Source organism: Halobacillus sp. SY10, from assembly GCF_045401165.1.
Lineage (GTDB): Bacteria > Bacillota > Bacilli > Bacillales > Halobacillaceae > Halobacillus > Halobacillus aidingensis.
This window is the reverse complement of record NZ_CP174345.1, coordinates 2,115,246-2,132,035: the sequence shown is the minus strand read 5'-3', so window position 1 is coordinate 2,132,035 and position 16,790 is coordinate 2,115,246. Positions and strand designations below refer to the sequence as shown.

The 16,790-nt window shown below is 42.4% G+C and carries 14 protein-coding genes; 5 read left to right on the top strand and 9 right to left on the bottom strand.

Features of this window, described 5'->3' with window-relative positions; translation table 11 throughout:
- Positions 1–69 precede the first annotated feature (69 nt).
- From ACJA3J_RS10850 to ACJA3J_RS10840, 3 genes are all read left to right on the top strand, one after another.
- Positions 70–1,041 (top strand): ABC transporter substrate-binding protein, encoded by a 972-nt coding sequence (locus ACJA3J_RS10850; protein WP_115894977.1) that lies wholly within the window; start codon positions 70–72, stop codon positions 1,039–1,041.
- 158 nt (positions 1,042–1,199) lie between these two features.
- The gene (locus tag ACJA3J_RS10845; protein WP_406946234.1) at positions 1,200–1,754 is read left to right on the top strand and encodes a nitroreductase; all 555 of its coding nucleotides are present in this window, start codon (positions 1,200–1,202) and stop codon (positions 1,752–1,754) included.
- A gap of 319 nt (positions 1,755–2,073) precedes the next feature.
- On the top strand, positions 2,074–3,009 hold the full coding sequence (locus tag ACJA3J_RS10840) for an exonuclease domain-containing protein (protein WP_406946233.1): 936 nt from the start codon (positions 2,074–2,076) through the stop codon (positions 3,007–3,009).
- Between the two features lie 13 nt (positions 3,010–3,022).
- On the opposite strand, the gene ACJA3J_RS10835 is transcribed toward ACJA3J_RS10840, so the two are convergent.
- Positions 3,023–3,562 (bottom strand): YiiX/YebB-like N1pC/P60 family cysteine hydrolase, encoded by a 540-nt coding sequence (locus tag ACJA3J_RS10835; RefSeq protein WP_406946232.1) that lies wholly within the window; start codon positions 3,560–3,562, stop codon positions 3,023–3,025.
- 140 nt (positions 3,563–3,702) lie between these two features.
- Here ACJA3J_RS10835 and ACJA3J_RS10830 point away from each other — a divergent pair, with 140 nt between their 5' ends.
- The gene (locus tag ACJA3J_RS10830) at positions 3,703–4,686 is read left to right on the top strand and encodes an LAGLIDADG family homing endonuclease (RefSeq protein ID WP_406946231.1); all 984 of its coding nucleotides are present in this window, start codon (positions 3,703–3,705) and stop codon (positions 4,684–4,686) included.
- Between the two features lie 874 nt (positions 4,687–5,560).
- Here the strand turns inward: ACJA3J_RS10830 and ACJA3J_RS10825 are convergent.
- The 3 genes from ACJA3J_RS10825 to ACJA3J_RS10815 form a co-directional block, all read right to left on the bottom strand.
- Positions 5,561–6,724: a glycosyltransferase family 4 protein gene (locus ACJA3J_RS10825; protein WP_406946230.1), complete on the bottom strand. Its 1,164-nt coding sequence runs from the start codon at positions 6,722–6,724 to the stop codon at positions 5,561–5,563.
- A 13-nt stretch (positions 6,725–6,737) separates the two neighbouring features.
- On the bottom strand, positions 6,738–7,886 hold the full coding sequence (locus ACJA3J_RS10820) for an NAD-dependent epimerase/dehydratase family protein (RefSeq protein WP_406946229.1): 1,149 nt from the start codon (positions 7,884–7,886) through the stop codon (positions 6,738–6,740).
- Positions 7,887–8,181: 295 nt separating this feature from the next.
- Positions 8,182–9,675: a flotillin family protein gene (locus ACJA3J_RS10815; RefSeq protein WP_406946228.1), complete on the bottom strand. Its 1,494-nt coding sequence runs from the start codon at positions 9,673–9,675 to the stop codon at positions 8,182–8,184.
- A 201-nt stretch (positions 9,676–9,876) separates the two neighbouring features.
- Here ACJA3J_RS10815 and ACJA3J_RS10810 point away from each other — a divergent pair, with 201 nt between their 5' ends.
- Entirely contained in the window at positions 9,877–11,832 is a 1,956-nt protein-coding gene (locus tag ACJA3J_RS10810; RefSeq protein WP_406946227.1) for an AMP-binding protein, read from the top strand.
- Between the two features lie 122 nt (positions 11,833–11,954).
- Here the strand turns inward: ACJA3J_RS10810 and ACJA3J_RS10805 are convergent, their stop codons facing one another.
- From ACJA3J_RS10805 to ACJA3J_RS10785, 5 genes are read right to left on the bottom strand one after another with little or no spacing between them, the layout of a single operon-like run.
- On the bottom strand, positions 11,955–13,484 hold the full coding sequence (locus tag ACJA3J_RS10805; RefSeq protein ID WP_406946289.1) for an acyl-CoA carboxylase subunit beta: 1,530 nt from the start codon (positions 13,482–13,484) through the stop codon (positions 11,955–11,957).
- Between the two features lie 15 nt (positions 13,485–13,499).
- Positions 13,500–14,282: an enoyl-CoA hydratase gene (locus ACJA3J_RS10800; protein ID WP_406946226.1), complete on the bottom strand. Its 783-nt coding sequence runs from the start codon at positions 14,280–14,282 to the stop codon at positions 13,500–13,502.
- A gap of 3 nt (positions 14,283–14,285) precedes the next feature.
- Positions 14,286–15,194: a hydroxymethylglutaryl-CoA lyase gene (locus ACJA3J_RS10795; RefSeq protein WP_406946225.1), complete on the bottom strand. Its 909-nt coding sequence runs from the start codon at positions 15,192–15,194 to the stop codon at positions 14,286–14,288.
- A 13-nt stretch (positions 15,195–15,207) separates the two neighbouring features.
- Positions 15,208–15,420: an acetyl-CoA carboxylase biotin carboxyl carrier protein subunit gene (locus ACJA3J_RS10790; protein ID WP_406946224.1), complete on the bottom strand. Its 213-nt coding sequence runs from the start codon at positions 15,418–15,420 to the stop codon at positions 15,208–15,210.
- A 12-nt stretch (positions 15,421–15,432) separates the two neighbouring features.
- Complete coding sequence (locus ACJA3J_RS10785; RefSeq protein ID WP_406946223.1) at positions 15,433–16,788, bottom strand: acetyl-CoA carboxylase biotin carboxylase subunit; 1,356 nt, start codon at positions 16,786–16,788, stop codon at positions 15,433–15,435.
- Positions 16,789–16,790 lie beyond the last annotated feature (2 nt).

The window sequence follows — 16,790 nt, the reverse complement described above, 5'->3', positions numbered from 1 at the left end:
ATCCTTCCTTTACAATAATATTGATAATGATAATCTTTATCAATTATTTAGATGAAAGGGAGTTTTTTTATGAAAATATGGCAGATACTATCATTATTATTGCTCGTTCTTTTCTTAGCCGCATGTGGAGAAGAGGGATCTAGTGATGAAACTGCTTCTTCTGAATCCTCAACGTCAGAAGAAACGAGAACGGTTGAAAGCAGCACAGGGGAAGTGGATATTGAAGGTACACCAGAAAGAGTTGTCGTTTTAGAGTGGTCCTATGTTGAGCATATGCTTCCCTTACATATTCAGCCCGTTGGAGTAGCAGATAAAGAGGGGTACAACAAGTGGGTCAATGTAGGTGAGCCGCTTGCAGATGAGGTGCAGGATGTCGGTACGCGTTCAGAACCGAATTTTGAAGCCATTTCACGCCTGGACCCTGACTTAATCATTGGTGCGAAGTACAGGCACGAAGGATTTGAAGACCAATTGAACGAGATTGCTCCTACTATTATGTTCGCACCTTATTCCGAAGAGGGAGCAAGTGATCAATATCAGCACTTAAAAAATGAATTCAAAAAGATGGGTGAACTATTCAAAAAAGAAAAAGAAGCTGAAAAATATCTAACCCAAATGGAACAAAGAATTTCTGCATTGGGTAAAGAAATTGGAGACGGCAGTAAAGTGGAGGCCGTTGTAACGCAAGCTTTCACCTCTCAAAACACACCTACGATGAGGTTGTTTACAGACAATTCTGTAGTAGCTGGTGTTTTGAATCAAATGGGCATCAACAACGCAGTAGAAACTGAACAACCTGAAATTTATGGGTTTGTAAATTCTGATGTAGAGTCCCTTCAGAATTACCAGGATTCTCATTTCTTCTATCTTGTTCAGGACGACGATCCCATTTTTGATAACTTGGCCGACAATCCAGCATGGACGAATTTAAACTTTGTAGAAGAAAACCATACGTACAAGCTTCCAGGAGATATGGGTACCTTTGCCGGTCCTCTATCTGCGGAACGACTGGCTGAAGAAATCGCTGAAAATTTAGAATAATAGATGCAAAAAGCTACCTCAACATAGGTAGCTTTTCTTTTGTGTATGCATGGATCAACCTTTTCATGATTGATTATTTAAAGGAATAAACCTTGACAAAACCACTGAGAACGATTATCATTACCGTAAATAAAACTTTAGATACGTAGGTGAGAGGTATGGAACAAACAAAAACAGAATTAGCTAGAATCATTCGTGAACGTCGCTCCGTGAAGAGTGGATACTTAGATAAAGAAGTACCAACAGAACTTGTTACTGAACTGTTAGATGATGCAAGATGGGCACCAACACACGGCTTACGTGAACCTTGGAGATTCATTTTCATTCCTTCTCACGAAAAAGAAGAATTCGTGGAATCCCTTGTACAAACATTTCCTCGTGACATGCAGGAAAACCGCAGAAACTATTTCAGCCAGCCGGCTGCTTTCCTTATAGCGATTATGAATGAAGACCCCCGTCAAAAGCAGTGGGAGGAAAACTTTGGAGCCATCAGCAGCATGCTTCAAAATTTTCAATTACTAGCCTGGGAACGTGAATTAGGTGTATGCTGGAAAACAAATCCACAAATTCACGAGCCGAAAGTTCGTGAACTTTTAGGTGTTCTTCCTGGGGAAAAAATTGTAGGTTTCATCCATATGGGCTTCTTTGAGCAACAGCCAAAACAGAAAACCCGTACACCAATTGAAGAAAAGTTAACGATTTATAAAAAGTAACGATTCACTGAAGATAAACGATGCCATTCAAAAAGACGCCGATACCGGCGTCTTTTATTTAATCTTTATACTTGGAATCGTAGGCGATCAAAACAACATTCAGTTGATTTTCAAGCTCTTTTACCCTTTGCAGCTTTTCTTTCGGCAGCTCTGCATAATCAAAAGCCATCCTCTAACGCCTCCTTGGGCTTTATCTTTTGCTTTTCACACAAGGAATATTCCGTCATTGGACTAATTTTATATGGCAAGCCTTTACAATAGACGCGCCTATGCTCGCCCATTTATTATTAAGATAACACTATAAATAAAGGAGATCGACATGAACTTTGTAGCTCTTGATTTTGAGACAGCTAATTCTTCAAGAGGATCTGTTTGTTCCATTGGTATGGTGGAATATGAACAGGGCTTTATAAAAAGAGAATATTACAGGTTAGTGAAACCAAAGAAAAACTATTTTGCACCCATTAATATCCGTGTACATGGAATAACTAAAGGCGATGTTGAAGATGCCGAGGAGTTTGATGTGTTATGGGAGCGCGAGATCAGGTCATGGCTTGAAGGAAAGTTTGTCGTTGCTCATAATGCTCAGTTTGATATGGGGGTTTTGCGTGCTGTATTGGATCAATACAACCTCAGCTATCCGATGCTTGCGTATAACTGCACCGTCAACATATCTAAGAAAACGTGGCAACTGCCGAAATACAAGTTAAATATCGTCTCCAGTTATCTTGGTTTTACCTTCAGTCACCACCATGCATTAGAAGATGCGAAAGCTTCTGCTCATATTCTTATGTCAGCTAAAGAAGAGCTTGGAGCGACTGATACTAAAGACCTTGTAGACAAAACAGGTACAACAAACGGGATGATGTTTGATGGGGGCTATGAGCCGGCGAGAGTAAATAAAAAGAAACGGGCAAAAAAAGCACATCCATCTTCCTACGTGGCAGCAACCAATCAGTTCGATCCATCACATCCTTTTTATAACGCAGCTGTTGTGTTTACCGGAAAGTTAAAAGAAATGAAAAGAGATGAAGCCAGTCAAAAAGTCGTTGATTTTGGTGGAACACTTCACACGACGATTGAATCCAATACAAACTTTGTGGTCGTAGGCGAACAAACGTTTGAAGGGTATAAAAATGGCAAAAAAACAAGTAAACTCGAAAGAGCAGAAACACTGCTAAGCCAAGGTTATCCAATTGAAATTATTTCAGAATCTGATTTTCATCAATATTTAACAAGCTCATCCAATAAATAAGGATGAGCTTGTTTTATTTCTTAGATAGATATCTGCGATCTTTTAACCGCTCTGGGTGCACTGATTTAGAATGAGGAGAAATTTTGCCTAAATTGACACCTGCACCAAAATAATAAGATTGCCACACGATTTTTGTGCAATACTGTTCTTCGTCGATCCTGCTTATAGGCGTCCATATCTTATATTTGGCATGAGGATGCTTTTTTTGCAGTTTCACCACATAATCAGCAGCCTCGTCCCCTGATTTCCTATCCTGGGGGGAATAGATGCGTATATTGCTGAATTTGTTGAAATAAGCCTCCATTTGATCTTGCACGACTCCTGAAGGAATGGAATGAATAACTTTATTATCTTTCGTTACAATCCCTACATGACCTATATAACGCGATTCTTTTTTACCGATTGGAGAAAACAGCAAATCCCCAGGGGCAATGGAGAGGTTTGTACCAGGATACAGATGTTCATGTTCTTGAGTAACTGGTGCAGTAACTTTCTTCGGCTTTATAATCAATGCTAAAAATACAGTACTTACGAAGAGGAGCAGCTTTTTCATAAACACCTTCCTTAGTCTTCTTATATCATTATCCTAGCTGATCAAATGCGAAATAACAAAGGGAAAGTGCTAAAAACTACCCCACAGAACACATGTTCGATATAATTGAAATGAACGAACATTTTGAGAGGGGAGCATAAATGAATAGACCATTGAGAAAAAGAACAATGTCCAAAGTAGAAATTGCTCAAATGTATAAGGCCGGCGAGAGTACAACTATCATTGCTAAAATGGCAAATGTTTCACCTGGTTATATCCGTATCGTACTAAAAGAACTAGAAGTTCCATTAAGACCTAGAGGCAGCTGGAAGAGGAAGTTTAAGGTCAACGAAGACTATTTCAAAACGTGGTCCAACAACATGGCGTATATTTTAGGGTTTATTGCAGCAGATGGAATGATTTCAGGTCATGCGCAGTTAATTAGCATCGCACAAAAGGAAAAAGAAATACTTCTGGATATTAAGCGAGAAATGGATTCCAGCCATCCGATAACAAAAAATGAACGGACAGGTGTACACATGCTTAATATCGGAAGTAAGATTCTCAAAGAGGATCTCATTCACATACATGGAATTAGACCAAATAAAACAAAACATCTATCTATGCCCAATATCCCTGATCTACACTTAAGTCATTATGTAAGAGGTTACTTTGATGGAGATGGAAGTATTAACTACCAGAAGAAGCAAATTGTGTTTGTAGGCGGCTCACATCAATTTTTTGAAGAATTAAACAAACTGATAAAAAGAAGAGGTATTAGAAGTTATCTTAAAGTATATCAAACGTACACAAGGTTGATCATTAGTGGAAGACAATCAATAAAAGGTTTTGGAGATAGGATTTATGCAGATAGCGACTTAAGATTAGACAGAAAATATGAAGAATATCTAAAAGAAAACCAAAATTATGATGACCTCGAGGATGGTAAACATGTGGTATCCAAGGCAGCTATTAAGGAAAGAAAAAACAAATTTCTTATGAAGTTCATTAAAAGTGGATGTATAACCAAATGCTGTGCTGAAATTAATATAGAGCCAACCACGTTTAAAAATTGGATGAAAAACGACTTGGAATTTCAACAAAGATGGAATGAACTTAACAAGATAAAAGAAAGAGGGGGATAACTCCTCTTTTTCTTTTTAGATTCTACTTTACATAATATTTATTATACTTACTCATTTTATAATTGTTCATTTTGTCTCATTACAAAAGTATACTCATGATATTGAGACAAAATAGAAATAAATAAGCTGAAATTCAACATCGGACTTAATCGATCTTATTTATGTTTAAGGATCATTTGTCTTTCAATATTTTTGGCATTGTGATTACTACAAAAAATCTGACTTAGTATTGTCCAGCGCCGATTAACTTAATGTGATCTTGTAACACCCATAACACTTCATAGCAATTTCATAAAGTTTGCTCTAAGATCTCAAGCAAACTGCTATATCATTATTAAATATATCAGTTTACATTTCAGCCTGATCATACTGGATTTTATACCATTCAACTTACGTACTGCCGGATATAAACCGCCGATTCACAAATTGATTGTAATTACATTAATCTTTGTATTTGTGACACACATTTTGACATTCATACTCTCGAAGCTTCGTTTGGTTAACACTTGTATTAAGGTCATTAACCTAACAGCCATGATTCAACTTAAATAAGGGCGTATTCCACATGCTGATCTTCTCTTCAATAGAATCATTGCAAATCCGTGCACCTCCCTCCTTTCCTGCTCCGAAAATGTCGCGTTAATTGCTATCCGTCTTTTGTAGGAAGTTTACATTGATACTTGTGGATTGGATTATTGATTGTTTTTTCTTAATTTTTCGGAGTTGCTACTAAGTATGAGTAGAAAATATTTCAAGGAGGTGCTAATTTCACGGGGGTCAGAACGTATGTTCTGTTATTGGGTGTTGTTTAATGTATTTGGAGTTACTACTAAGTTTTTGGTTTGAACAAAGCAAAAGAAAAGTCACAGAGCGTTTACTCTGTGACTTTAACCTTTGATTTTTTTGACGTTGTTGCTGCCTGCTCTTCATACACCTTTAACGTCTTGTAATAATACTCAAGGATCTGCTCCGAAGGTTTTTGCCAGCTATACTTTTCAGCTTCTTGCCGTGCATTTTTGCAAAGTCTCTGATATAACTCTTCATCTTCCAACCTTTGTATCGCTTGAATCATACTGTCGGTGTTCTCATTTTCAAACAATAGACCAGTTTTGCCATCTTCTACTTGCTCCATGGTCGGACCACTCTTTGCCGCAATGACAGGCAAACCAGAAGCCATAGATTCCAATATGACGAGGCCCAGCGTTTCTGTAACCGATGGAAAAATCAGAGCATCAGAAGAAGCGAAAGCTTGAGCAAGCTCCTCTCCGTGCATAAGCCCAGTAAACACCGTATTGGTATCCTTGAAAGTCTCCTCTAATTCATCTTTCACCGGACCATCTCCAACGATGGCAAGAGAGATGTCGTCCCTCTTTTCCAATAATGGTTTGATTTTATGAATTTCTTTTTCAGGAGCCAGTCTACCGACAAAAACAAGCAGTTTGTTTTCTTTCCTGCCTGCGGACAATCGCTCCCTCATTTCTTCACTTTTATGTCCAGGATGGTAATGATCGACAGCGACTCCACGGTCCCATACACTCACATTATGGAAGTTCTTTTCATCCAGCTCCGCCTTAATGGCTCTTGATGTACACAAGTTCACGTCTGCGTAGTTGTGTAACTTTCTGAAATACCACCAGACAAGAGGCTTAAACGGATATAATCGGTAATAATCCAAGTATTTAGGAACGTGAGTATGATAGGAAGCAATTAACGGATAGTTCAGTTTATCAGCATAATAGACGCCGGAAACCCCTACAAGAGCTGGATTGACCACATGGACGAGGTCAGGATCATGTTTTTGCAGCAAGTCCTTCACTCGTCGCTGTGGTAAACTGAATTCTCGATACCTGTAGAAAGGCATTCTTGTCGTTTTGACCCCTTCGACGATCGCCCCTTCATATTCCGTCACACCAAAGTCTGGAGCAATGACGACGACCTCATGATCTTGGTTTCGCAAGTATTTGATGGACTCTTTTAATCGTGTGACGACTCCATCTGTTGATGGTAGGAATGTTTCTGTAATGATGGCGATTTTCAAAGCGGAAAACTCCTTACTTCCAAGTGATTGACGGCAATACGTTCTCTTCAATGATACGGTTTTTATTTTCGACGGCTGTGCGCAAAATGTCACGAATGACATCGTCTGTCAACAAGTGAGGTTCTAGACCAAGGTCACGCAGTTTTGTATTAACAGCGTTGTAATAATGGTCTTCATTCTCAATCCGAGGATTCTCGATCTTTTTCACTTGTGTATCAAGGCCTTCTTCTTTGGCGATTTTTTGAACGCGTTCAGCAAGATCCTGAACAGAGAACCACTCAGTAAATTGGTTGAACACGCGGAATTCACCTTTGTCAGCTGGGTTCTCAGCCGCGATCTCTACACATCTTACTGTGTCTTCAATATTCAGGAACGCACGTGTCTGCCCCCCTGAACCATAAACCGTGATGTCATGGCCGATGGCTGCCTGGTTGACGAAACGGTTCAGAGCCGTCCCGAATACGCCATCGTAGTCTACACGGTTTACAAGCATCGGATCAAGACGCGTTTCGGCTGTATGTAAACCGTATACGATTCCCTGATTCAAATCTGTGGCACGGATGCCCCAAATTTTACATGCAAACATAATATTATGGCTGTCATGAACTTTGGATAGGTGATAAAAGGAACCAGGTTGTTTTGGATATGGAAGGGTATCCTTCCGTCCCTTATGTTCAATTTCAATATATCCTTCTTCGATATCAATGTTAGGAGTTCCATATTCGCCCATTGTACCCAGTTTGATCAGGTGACATTCGGGAGCGAATTCTTTGATCGCATAAAGAACGTTCAAGTTCCCCATGACATTGTTCGTTTGTGTATAAACCGCATGTTCGCGGTCGATCATTGAATATGGAGCTGAACGTTGTTCAGCGAAGTGAACGAATGCTTCAGGTTCCGTTTGGCGGAAAACTTCGCTAAGGAAATCATAATGGTTCAAGTCACCAACGAAAGTTTTGATTTCTTTTCCTGAAACTTCTTTCCATTTAGCTACCCGGTCCTCTAGTGATGCAATCGGTGTAACTGAATTCGAGCGTAGTTCATCATCATACTTTCTGCGTACCAAATTATCTACGATGGTTACAGCATGTCCTTGTTTGGATAGGTATAATGCTGTTGGCCAGCCGCAAAAACCGTCTCCCCCTGCTACAATAATTCTCATAATCTACCTCCTAGTTACGTCTTGCATACTCGTATTCCATTATAGAATGACTCTAATGACTGTTCTATCTTCTTACCAATCGTCCTTCGCTTGAAGACGGAAAAAAAGTCAAGGTCTCTACGTTTTTGACTTTACCATTAATTTAATTTTGAAACAATTAATTCTTTGTTAAACCGTCGATTCTATGTAGAGATATGCACGTGAGACCTGAAACCTATTTACCCCAAATGAAGAACGCTTCAAACCTACTTTACAATAAAAGCCTGCAGAACAACAAGTTCTGCAGGCTCAGCAATCATTTTTCCTCTTCCGGATCTTTGGGAATGGAAGGTCCTTCTTCCTTATCCTCCTGATCTTCTTTTGTAGCAGCCGCTTCCTCCATTTTATCACCAGAAGCTCCTCCAAATTCATGGACAGCTCCTCTTGATACGTAACTTTCAAGCATCGCTTTCAAATCCATGCCTGTCGTTTCTTTTAATGATTCCTGAATGCCAAGCATTGTGGAAGTCACACTGTTTGCTACTTTCGCAGAACCACCGCGTGAATCGCTTCCTCCCATATCGATAACCTTCATGTCTTTAATTTGACTGATCGGTGCCGATACTTTTTCAGCATACTCAGGCAATACTTTAATGAGCATTTCCATAATGGCCGCTTCGCCGTAATGTTCCATCGCTTTCGCCATACGTTCTTTTGATTCAGCTTCAGCAATTCCTCGTTGACGAATAACTTCCGCTTCGGATTCCCCTTTAATTCGTTCATTATCAGCTTCTGCCTGTGCGCGTTTTGTCACTTCATAAGCTTCAGCATCAGCGATGGAGCGACGTCGTTTGTTCTCTTCTTCTTCTAATTCGACCGCTCTCTGTTTTTCAATGTACTGAACTTTCAACTCTTCTTCTTTGATTTGCTGGGCTAGTTTCTGTCTTTCCAATTCCCCTGCTTGATCTGCATTCGCTTTTGCACGGTTCGTTTCTGTCTGGAATTCCGCTTCTTTGATGTCTTTTTCCTTCGTCGATGCAGCAACGGCAGTCAAACGGCGGTTTTCTTCATCTTGTGCTTCCTGGTCGTTTTTCGCCTGGTAGATACGAGTCTCTTTCGTTGCATCGGATTCTGCCATGTTCGCTTTCTTTTGCACCTCAGCAATATGAGGACGACCGAGCGCATCGATGTATCCATTTTCGACATCCACATCCTCAACATCATTCAATGCGAAAGAAGTGATTTCAAACCCCATGCCTTTCAAATCGGATTCAGCGATTTTTTTCACCTGAGTGTTGACTTCCTTAAAATCATTATAGATTTTTTCAATCGGAAGCGATGCGATGATTGAACGTAAATGACCATTGAGGACATCTTTCAACTCCGATTCTCTTTCTTTTTGTTTTTTCCCAAGGAACTTCTCAGCAAAATTGGCCATGATTTCAAGCTCACTGCCAATACTGATGACGGCAGTACTTGCAACTCTGACCGGTATCCCTTCCTTCGTATAAGCTTTGTCTGAATTGACTTGCAGCTGAAAGGATGTCAAATCAATTGGAGTCGCCGTCTGAAACATTCGCAGGCGGTACCCTCCACCACGAATAATTTTGACCGAACGTCCATTATCATCCTCAAATACATTCTTTTCTTGTTCCGGATCCCCAAGCTTCGGCCCTGTAACAATCAATGCCTCATTCGAACTTGCTGTCTTATAACGCATACGGAAGACGATAAAGGTTATGATTCCTCCAACGAGAACAACAGCTCCAATCACACCTAAAATGACTAAAAGTAACGCACCTTCAAACAAATGATCACTCCTCTTTTCTTTCTCCCTATTTATGTAACAAAAGGGGTTATATTACATAACGATTACAACTCTATTAAAGTTTCAGGAAATTTTCAATGTTCGACTAATTTTTTGTTAAGGAAAAGAAATCCATGAGTCCATTCAAGAAGGAGATTCCGTTATAATAGTAATTAGAACATTCTGAAAAAAGGAGGCGCATTTATGAGTACATTCTCCAATGCATGGACCCCTACAACAGAACAGAAAGAATCGACGCGATTATTCCAATGGATGAAAAAGCATGGCTACAGCTGCTATGATAACTTTCACTCTAAATCCATTGAGAATATTGAATGGTTTTGGGAAGAAGCAGTCAAAGAGCTGGACATTAAATGGTACACCCCTTACAAAAAGGTATTAAATCAATCCCATGGACCTATGTATCCTCAATGGTTTGAAGCAGGAGAGCTGAATGTCGCACACATAGCCCTTGACCGCTGGGCGGAACATCCGTCCAAAAAGAATGACACCGCTCTTTACTGGGAAGGAGATAACGGACAAACGGCCGCCTACTCCTTTAAAGACTTACAAAAGGAAGTGGATGCTGTCGCTTATGGACTTGAGAATTATGGAATCACTGAAGGCGATATTGTTACATTGTATCTGCCAATGCTCCCTGAAACGCTCATCGCTATGCTGGCCATTTCCAAAGTGGGTGCAATTTTCTCCCCTGCCTTCTCTGGTTACAAAGCAGATGCCGTCACCACAAGAATCCATGCAAGTAAGTCGAAAGCGTTGATTACAGCTGATGGTTTTTACCGTAGAGGAAAAATGATTCCTATGAAAGAAGAAGCAGATCTTGTTGCAGATCAATGCCCTTCTTTAGAACATGTTTTCGTCGTTGAACGTACAAGAGTGAAAGTAAACTGGAAAGAACCTCGTGATGTTCGCTGGACTGATTTGAGAAAAAAAGAGACCGATTACAACGCTAAAGTGAAACAAGCGAATGACCCTTTTATGCTCATTTACACCTCAGGCACGACAGGAACTCCGAAGGGAGCTGTCCATACGCACGCAGGATTCCCCATTAAGGCTGCCTTCGATGCTGGCCTATGCATGGATGTCACGAAAGAAGATACTTTATTCTGGTACACGGATATGGGATGGATGATGGGGCCTTTCCTCGTGTACGGAGGATTGGTGAATGGAGCATCCATCGTCATGTTTGAAGGTACCCCTGATTATCCAGAACCCAACCGTTTATGGGAGCTTGTGGAAAAATATCATGTGACCCATTTAGGAATATCCCCCACCCTTGTCCGCTCCATGATGAAGCATGGGGAATCTTGGCTCGAAAAACATAACCTTCAGTCCTTGAAACTTATTGGATCAACAGGAGAGCCGTGGAATCCGGAGCCGTGGCATTGGCTTTTCAAGCATGCGGGAGATTCGCGTATTCCGATTTTCAACTATTCAGGCGGAACAGAAATTTCAGGTGGAATCCTCGGGAACGTACTCGTCAAACCGATTCAACCGGTAACCTTCAACGCTGCTCTTCCGGGTATGGATGTCGATGTCTACAATGAAAAAGGGCAATCCCTTGTCAATGAAGTTGGCGAACTGGTTATCAAATCCCCATGGGTCGGAATGACGAAGAGCTTTTTTGAAGACGACGAGCGTTATGAACAAACGTATTGGAGCCGCTTCAAAGATACGTGGGTTCATGGCGATTGGGTGATCAAAGATAAAGATGGTTACTATACGATTACCGGACGGTCCGATGATGTCTTAAACGTGGCAGGTAAGCGTTTGGGGCCTGCTGAAGTTGAATCCATCCTCGTTGAGCATAGGGCTGTTATTGAAGCAGGAGTTATTGGAATTCCTCATGAAGTGAAGGGAGAAGAACCAGTGACTTTTGTCGTCCTTCAAGATCACCGTCATTCCGAAGACCTTATTGAAGAATTAACGATGTACCTCTATCAAAAACTAGGCAAAGCGCTCGCACCCAAAAAGATATTCTTTGTCGATGATCTTCCAAAAACAAGGAACGCTAAAGTTATGAGACGCGCCATTAAGTCTGCATATTTGAACAAACCTTCTGGTGACTTGAGTGCACTCGTAAACCCAGAAAGCGTCAACCAGATCCAGAGCATTGGTCAAAATGTTTCTCCAACATGATAACAGTCAGAAGCTTGAGTGCGGTGTCGCTGGTATGGACAATTGATCTACAGCTTAGAATTAAATCATTCCCTATATAACCAAAAAAGTTCCTGGACTTTGATCGTCCAGGAACCTTTACGTTATACCGGATATACGCCGTGTTTTCTTTCTGTAAACAAAACATCTTTCGTTTCATAGGCATCATATCGAGTGGAAAGCTCTTCGCGCAGCTTATTCGGCTGAACGATATCATCGATGACCATTTCAGAAGCCAAACGATAGATGTCAATATTCTCTTTATATTCTTCATGCTTTTCTTTAATGAAAGCTGGTCGTTCTTCTTCAGGCAGTGCGGCGATCTTATTGGCATACACCGCGTTTACAGCCGCTTCCGGCCCCATGACAGCGATTTGTGCGGTAGGTAAGGCAAGACATGCATCTGGCTCAAACGCCGGCCCTGCCATCGCATAGAGCCCAGCTCCATAGGCTTTGCGCACTACAACGGAAATTTTAGGAACGGTCGCTTCACTCATCGCAGAAAGCATCTTCGCCCCGTGACGGATGATCCCAGCGCGCTCCACCTTTGTTCCAATCATGAACCCTGGAATATCGGCAAGGAAAAGCAGTGGAATATTAAAAGCATCACAGAGCTGGATGAATTTCGCAGCCTTATCTGCGGAATCAGGAAACAGAACCCCTCCTTTTGCTCTCGGCTGGTTGGCAATAATTCCGACAGGCCGTCCTTCAATTCTCGAAAGCCCTGTAATGAGCTCAGGCGCAAACTTTTTCTTAATTTCACAGAATGAATGATCATCAATAAGACGATCAATCAACTGATACATATCAAACGGCGCATTTTGGTTTTTAGGAATCAATTCTTCCACACTTTTTTCGAATGGAGCAGGTTCTCTCGAATCCGCCTTTTTCGGAAGTTCCCTGTAGGATTGTGGGAAATAGCTCAAATATTTTCTGGCAAACGCAACCGCATCACTTTCGTCTTTCGCTAAAACATCTCCGCATCCAGAGACAGAACAATGCATGTTCGCGCCGCCCATTTCCTCAAGCGTCACTTTTTCACCAATGACTTTCTCTGCCATACGCGGAGATCCTAAATACATGGATGCATTTCCATCGACCATGACGACGATGTCGCAAAAGGCAGGTATGTAAGCCCCGCCCGCTGCGGATGGTCCGAATAGCAAACAGACTTGTGGCACACGGCCGGATAGTTTGATTTGATTATGGAAAATACGTCCTGCCCCGCGGCGGTTAGGAAACATTTCAACCTGATCGGTAATCCTTGCACCCGCAGAGTCGACAAGGTAAAGCATCGGTACATTCAGTTTTAATGCGGTTTCCTGGATCCGTATGATCTTCTCAACCGTCCGGGCGCCCCAGGAGCCTGCTTTTACGGTTGAATCGTTGGCCATTACGCATACTTTTTCCCCGTTGATTCGCCCGATACCTGTGACGACACCATCAGCAGGCAGGGAATCATCCTGGCAATTGGCAAAAAAAGCATCCTCGATATCGATGTTGTCATCAAACAAAAGCTGAAGACGTTCACGGACGAACATTTTCCCTTTTTCCGCGTTCTTACTATGGTATTTTTCAGCACCACCTGAAGCAATTTTCTTCGCTCGTTCTTCTAACGTTTCATTTGTAGGCATCGTTTTTTCCACCTTTTATTCTCCTTTGTATTCCGGTTTCCTTTTTTCCTTGAACGCTTGAAGTCCTTCCACCCGATCATCGGTTGGAATCGTCTTTTCATAACAGGCACGCTCAATCTCAAGGCCTGAAGACAAATCGGTATCATATCCTTGATTGATCGCTTTTTTCGCCTGCTTCATGGCGACCGGTCCATTCCGTGCGATGCATGCCGCCAGATCCTTCGCTTCTTCCATAAGGAATTGCGGTTCGTGAATATATTCGACAAGACCGAGGGAATAAGCGCGCTTCGCTTCCACTGGCTTCGCTGAATAGATTATCGCTTTGGCCTGACCGATTCCAATAAGCCTTGATAGACGTTGTGTTCCACCAGCCCCTGGTATGATGGCAAGCGATGTTTCCGTCAGACCCACTTTCGTTGATGTGCTCATCATACGTAAGTCGCAGGCAAGTGCGAGTTCTAATCCTCCGCCAAACGCGACCCCATTGATGACAGCAATCGTCGGTACATGAATGTCTTCGATCATTCGAACCGTATCTCCGATTTTTGTTACGGTTTGGACGACTTCTTCGTCACTCATTCCCCTTCGTTCTTTCAGGTCAGCACCTGCACAAAACGCTTTGTTTCCTTCCCCAGTCACAAGAACGACCCTGATCTCCTGACGACGGTTAATTTCGTGTGCTTTTTCCTGCAATTGATTCAGCAACTCAGAAGAAAATGCGTTCGCTGCATCAGGCCGGTTCAATTTCAGTACATACACGTGAGGGGAAAGCTCTTCTAACGTGACAAGTTCCTCCATCCGTTACACCCTTTCTTTGTTTACCACCTGCATTTGATGACTCGGCAATGACTTATTCAGCACACGCTGGATATAAACAGCCGCTTCCTTCAGTTTTTCTTCATCGATCCCTGTTTCAATGCCCATTTGATGGAGCATGTGCACAAGGTCGTCTGTTGCTAAGTTTCCGGAAGCTCCCTTGGCATATGGACAGCCTCCGAGCCCTCCAAGGGATGCATCAAAAGTGGTGATGTTATGCTGCATGGAAACTAGGACGTTGGATAAGGCCATCCCTCTCGTATTATGAAAATGCATGGCAAGCTTATCGAAAGGCAGCCATTGCTTCCATTCGTGAAGGGCTTGATCGACTTGTCTTGGATTTGCGACACCGATCGTGTCTCCCAAAGATAGTTCATCAATGCCCATATCCAAAAGACGTCCACTGACCCTCGCGACCTGGTCTGTATCAATGGCTCCTTCATATGGGCAGCCAAAAACCGTAGATACATAACCTCTTACACTCTTTCCTTCTAATTTTGCTTCTTGGACGACTTCTTTAAGAACCGGATAGGTTTCTTCGATGGACTTGTTAATGTTTTTTTTGTTGTGCGTATCGGAAGCGGACATGAAGACAGAAACTTCATCCACGTCCGTATCAATCGCTGCTTCAAGCCCCTTCCGGTTGGGAACAAGGGCGGCATATGTGATCCCTTTTTTTCGTGAGATCATTGCTGCCACTTCTTTTGCATCTTTCAATTGTGGAATCCACTTCGGATGGACGAATGAACTGAATTCGATGTATGAATACCCTGCGTCAGACAAAAGATTGATCCAGGCAACCTTATCTTGAAGCGGTACTTCTACAGGTTCATTCTGCAGGCCATCACGCGGACCCACTTCTTTAATTGTGACTTTTTCAGGCCATTCCAACATAAGAACCTCCTGTTTATTCGATGATTGCGATAACGTCCCCTTCGTTGACGAAATCCCCTTCACTCACTTTCAACTCTTTGACCGTCCCGGATGTTTCTGCGGAGATTGGAATCTCCATTTTCATAGATTCCAGGATGGCGATGTCCTCCCCATCGTTTACTTGAGCTCCTTCGCTTGCAACAATTTTCCATACACTTCCTGCCATGGATGCTTTGATTTCTGTCATGATTGTTCCTCCTTAATGATTCGTCAATGTTGGTAGGTAATAGTTTTCTACAAATGTGGTTTTCGTTTCGCCTTCCTTGAACTTCTCATGGGTGACGACACGCTTCAGCATCGTCAAGTTGCATTTGATGCCTTCAATCTCGTATTCGTGAAGGGCTTTTGTAAGACGTTCTATGGCATCTTCTCTGTTCTCTCCATGAACGACGAGTTTCGCAATCATAGGATCATAGAATGGAGTCACTTGTGAATCTCCTTCGACCGCTAATTCATGCCGCACTCCTGGACCTTCAGGCAGCACCATTTTCGTCAATTTTCCTGGAGAAGGATAGAAGGTGTTCGGATCTTCCGCATAGATTCTCACTTCAATCGCGTGTCCGTCGATGATCAAATCTTTTTGTTGGATGGATAAATGTTCTCCATCCGCTACCCGCAGCTGTTGTTCAACAAGATCGATCCCTGTGATTTGTTCTGTGACGGGATGCTCAACTTGTAAACGTGTATTCATCTCAAGAAAGTAAAAGTTCTCTTCATCATCCACGAGAAATTCAATTGTACCGGCATTGGAATACCCGAGAGAAGCCACGGCCTTCAGTGCGCTTTCTCCCATTTTCTCTCGTGTTGCCTCAGAAAGGACCGGTGATGGAGCTTCTTCGACGACTTTTTGGTGCCTGCGTTGAATGGAGCACTCTCTTTCAAACAAATGAACAGCGTTTCCGTGACGATCAGCAAGCACTTGGATTTCGATATGACGCGGATGCTCGATCAATTTTTCGATGAACATTTTCCCGTCACCGAAAAAGGCCTGCGCCCGTTTAGAGTTTCCTTCAAACGCTTTTTCAAGCTCTTCATCATTATAGACCGCCTGCATGCCGATGCCACCGCCTCCAGCAGCCGCTTTCAGCATGACGGGATAACCGAATTCACCAGCAATTTTCTTGGCATCGTCTGTGTTCGCGACAGCATCTTCCGTTCCAGGGATAATCGGAACGCCAGCCGCTTTCATTTCCGCCCTTGCGGCAATTTTATCTCCCATTTTCGCAATGACATCCGCATCGGGTCCGATAAACGTGAGGCCGGCTTCTTCGGTTCTTTTTGCGAACTCAGCATTTTCACTCAGAAGACCGTATCCCGGGTGAATCGCTTCTGCTCCGGAATCCTTAGCTACTTGTAAAATTTTATCGACGTTCAAGTACGATTCATTCACGCGCGGCTTACCAATGAGATAACTTTCATCCGCCATTTGTACGTATGGAGCCTGTTGATCAGCTTCCGAATAGACAGCGACCGTCTGGATGTTCAGCCTTTGACACGTCCGAATGATTCGGGAAGCAATTTCTCCCCGGTTGGCAATTAGAATTTTTTGAAACAACA

Excerpts from the sequence above, each read along its gene's own strand:
- ACJA3J_RS10840 (WP_406946233.1), top strand. The coding sequence starts at position 2,074 with ATGAACTTTGTAGCTCTTGATTTTGAGACAGCTAATTCTTCAAGAGGA.
- ACJA3J_RS10830 (WP_406946231.1), top strand. The coding sequence starts at position 3,703 with ATGAATAGACCATTGAGAAAAAGAACAATGTCCAAAGTAGAAATTGCT.
- ACJA3J_RS10790 (WP_406946224.1), bottom strand. The coding sequence starts at position 15,420 with ATGACAGAAATCAAAGCATCCATGGCAGGAAGTGTATGGAAAATTGTT.
- ACJA3J_RS10805 (WP_406946289.1), bottom strand. The coding sequence starts at position 13,484 with ATGCCTACAAATGAAACGTTAGAAGAACGAGCGAAGAAAATTGCTTCA.
- ACJA3J_RS10810 (WP_406946227.1), top strand. The coding sequence starts at position 9,877 with ATGAGTACATTCTCCAATGCATGGACCCCTACAACAGAACAGAAAGAA.
- ACJA3J_RS10850 (WP_115894977.1), top strand. The coding sequence starts at position 70 with ATGAAAATATGGCAGATACTATCATTATTATTGCTCGTTCTTTTCTTA.
- ACJA3J_RS10835 (WP_406946232.1), bottom strand. The coding sequence starts at position 3,562 with ATGAAAAAGCTGCTCCTCTTCGTAAGTACTGTATTTTTAGCATTGATT.
- ACJA3J_RS10820 (WP_406946229.1), bottom strand. The coding sequence starts at position 7,886 with ATGAGAATTATTGTAGCAGGGGGAGACGGTTTTTGCGGCTGGCCAACA.
- ACJA3J_RS10845 (WP_406946234.1), top strand. The coding sequence starts at position 1,200 with ATGGAACAAACAAAAACAGAATTAGCTAGAATCATTCGTGAACGTCGC.
- ACJA3J_RS10800 (WP_406946226.1), bottom strand. The coding sequence starts at position 14,282 with ATGGAGGAACTTGTCACGTTAGAAGAGCTTTCCCCTCACGTGTATGTA.
- ACJA3J_RS10795 (WP_406946225.1), bottom strand. The coding sequence starts at position 15,194 with ATGTTGGAATGGCCTGAAAAAGTCACAATTAAAGAAGTGGGTCCGCGT.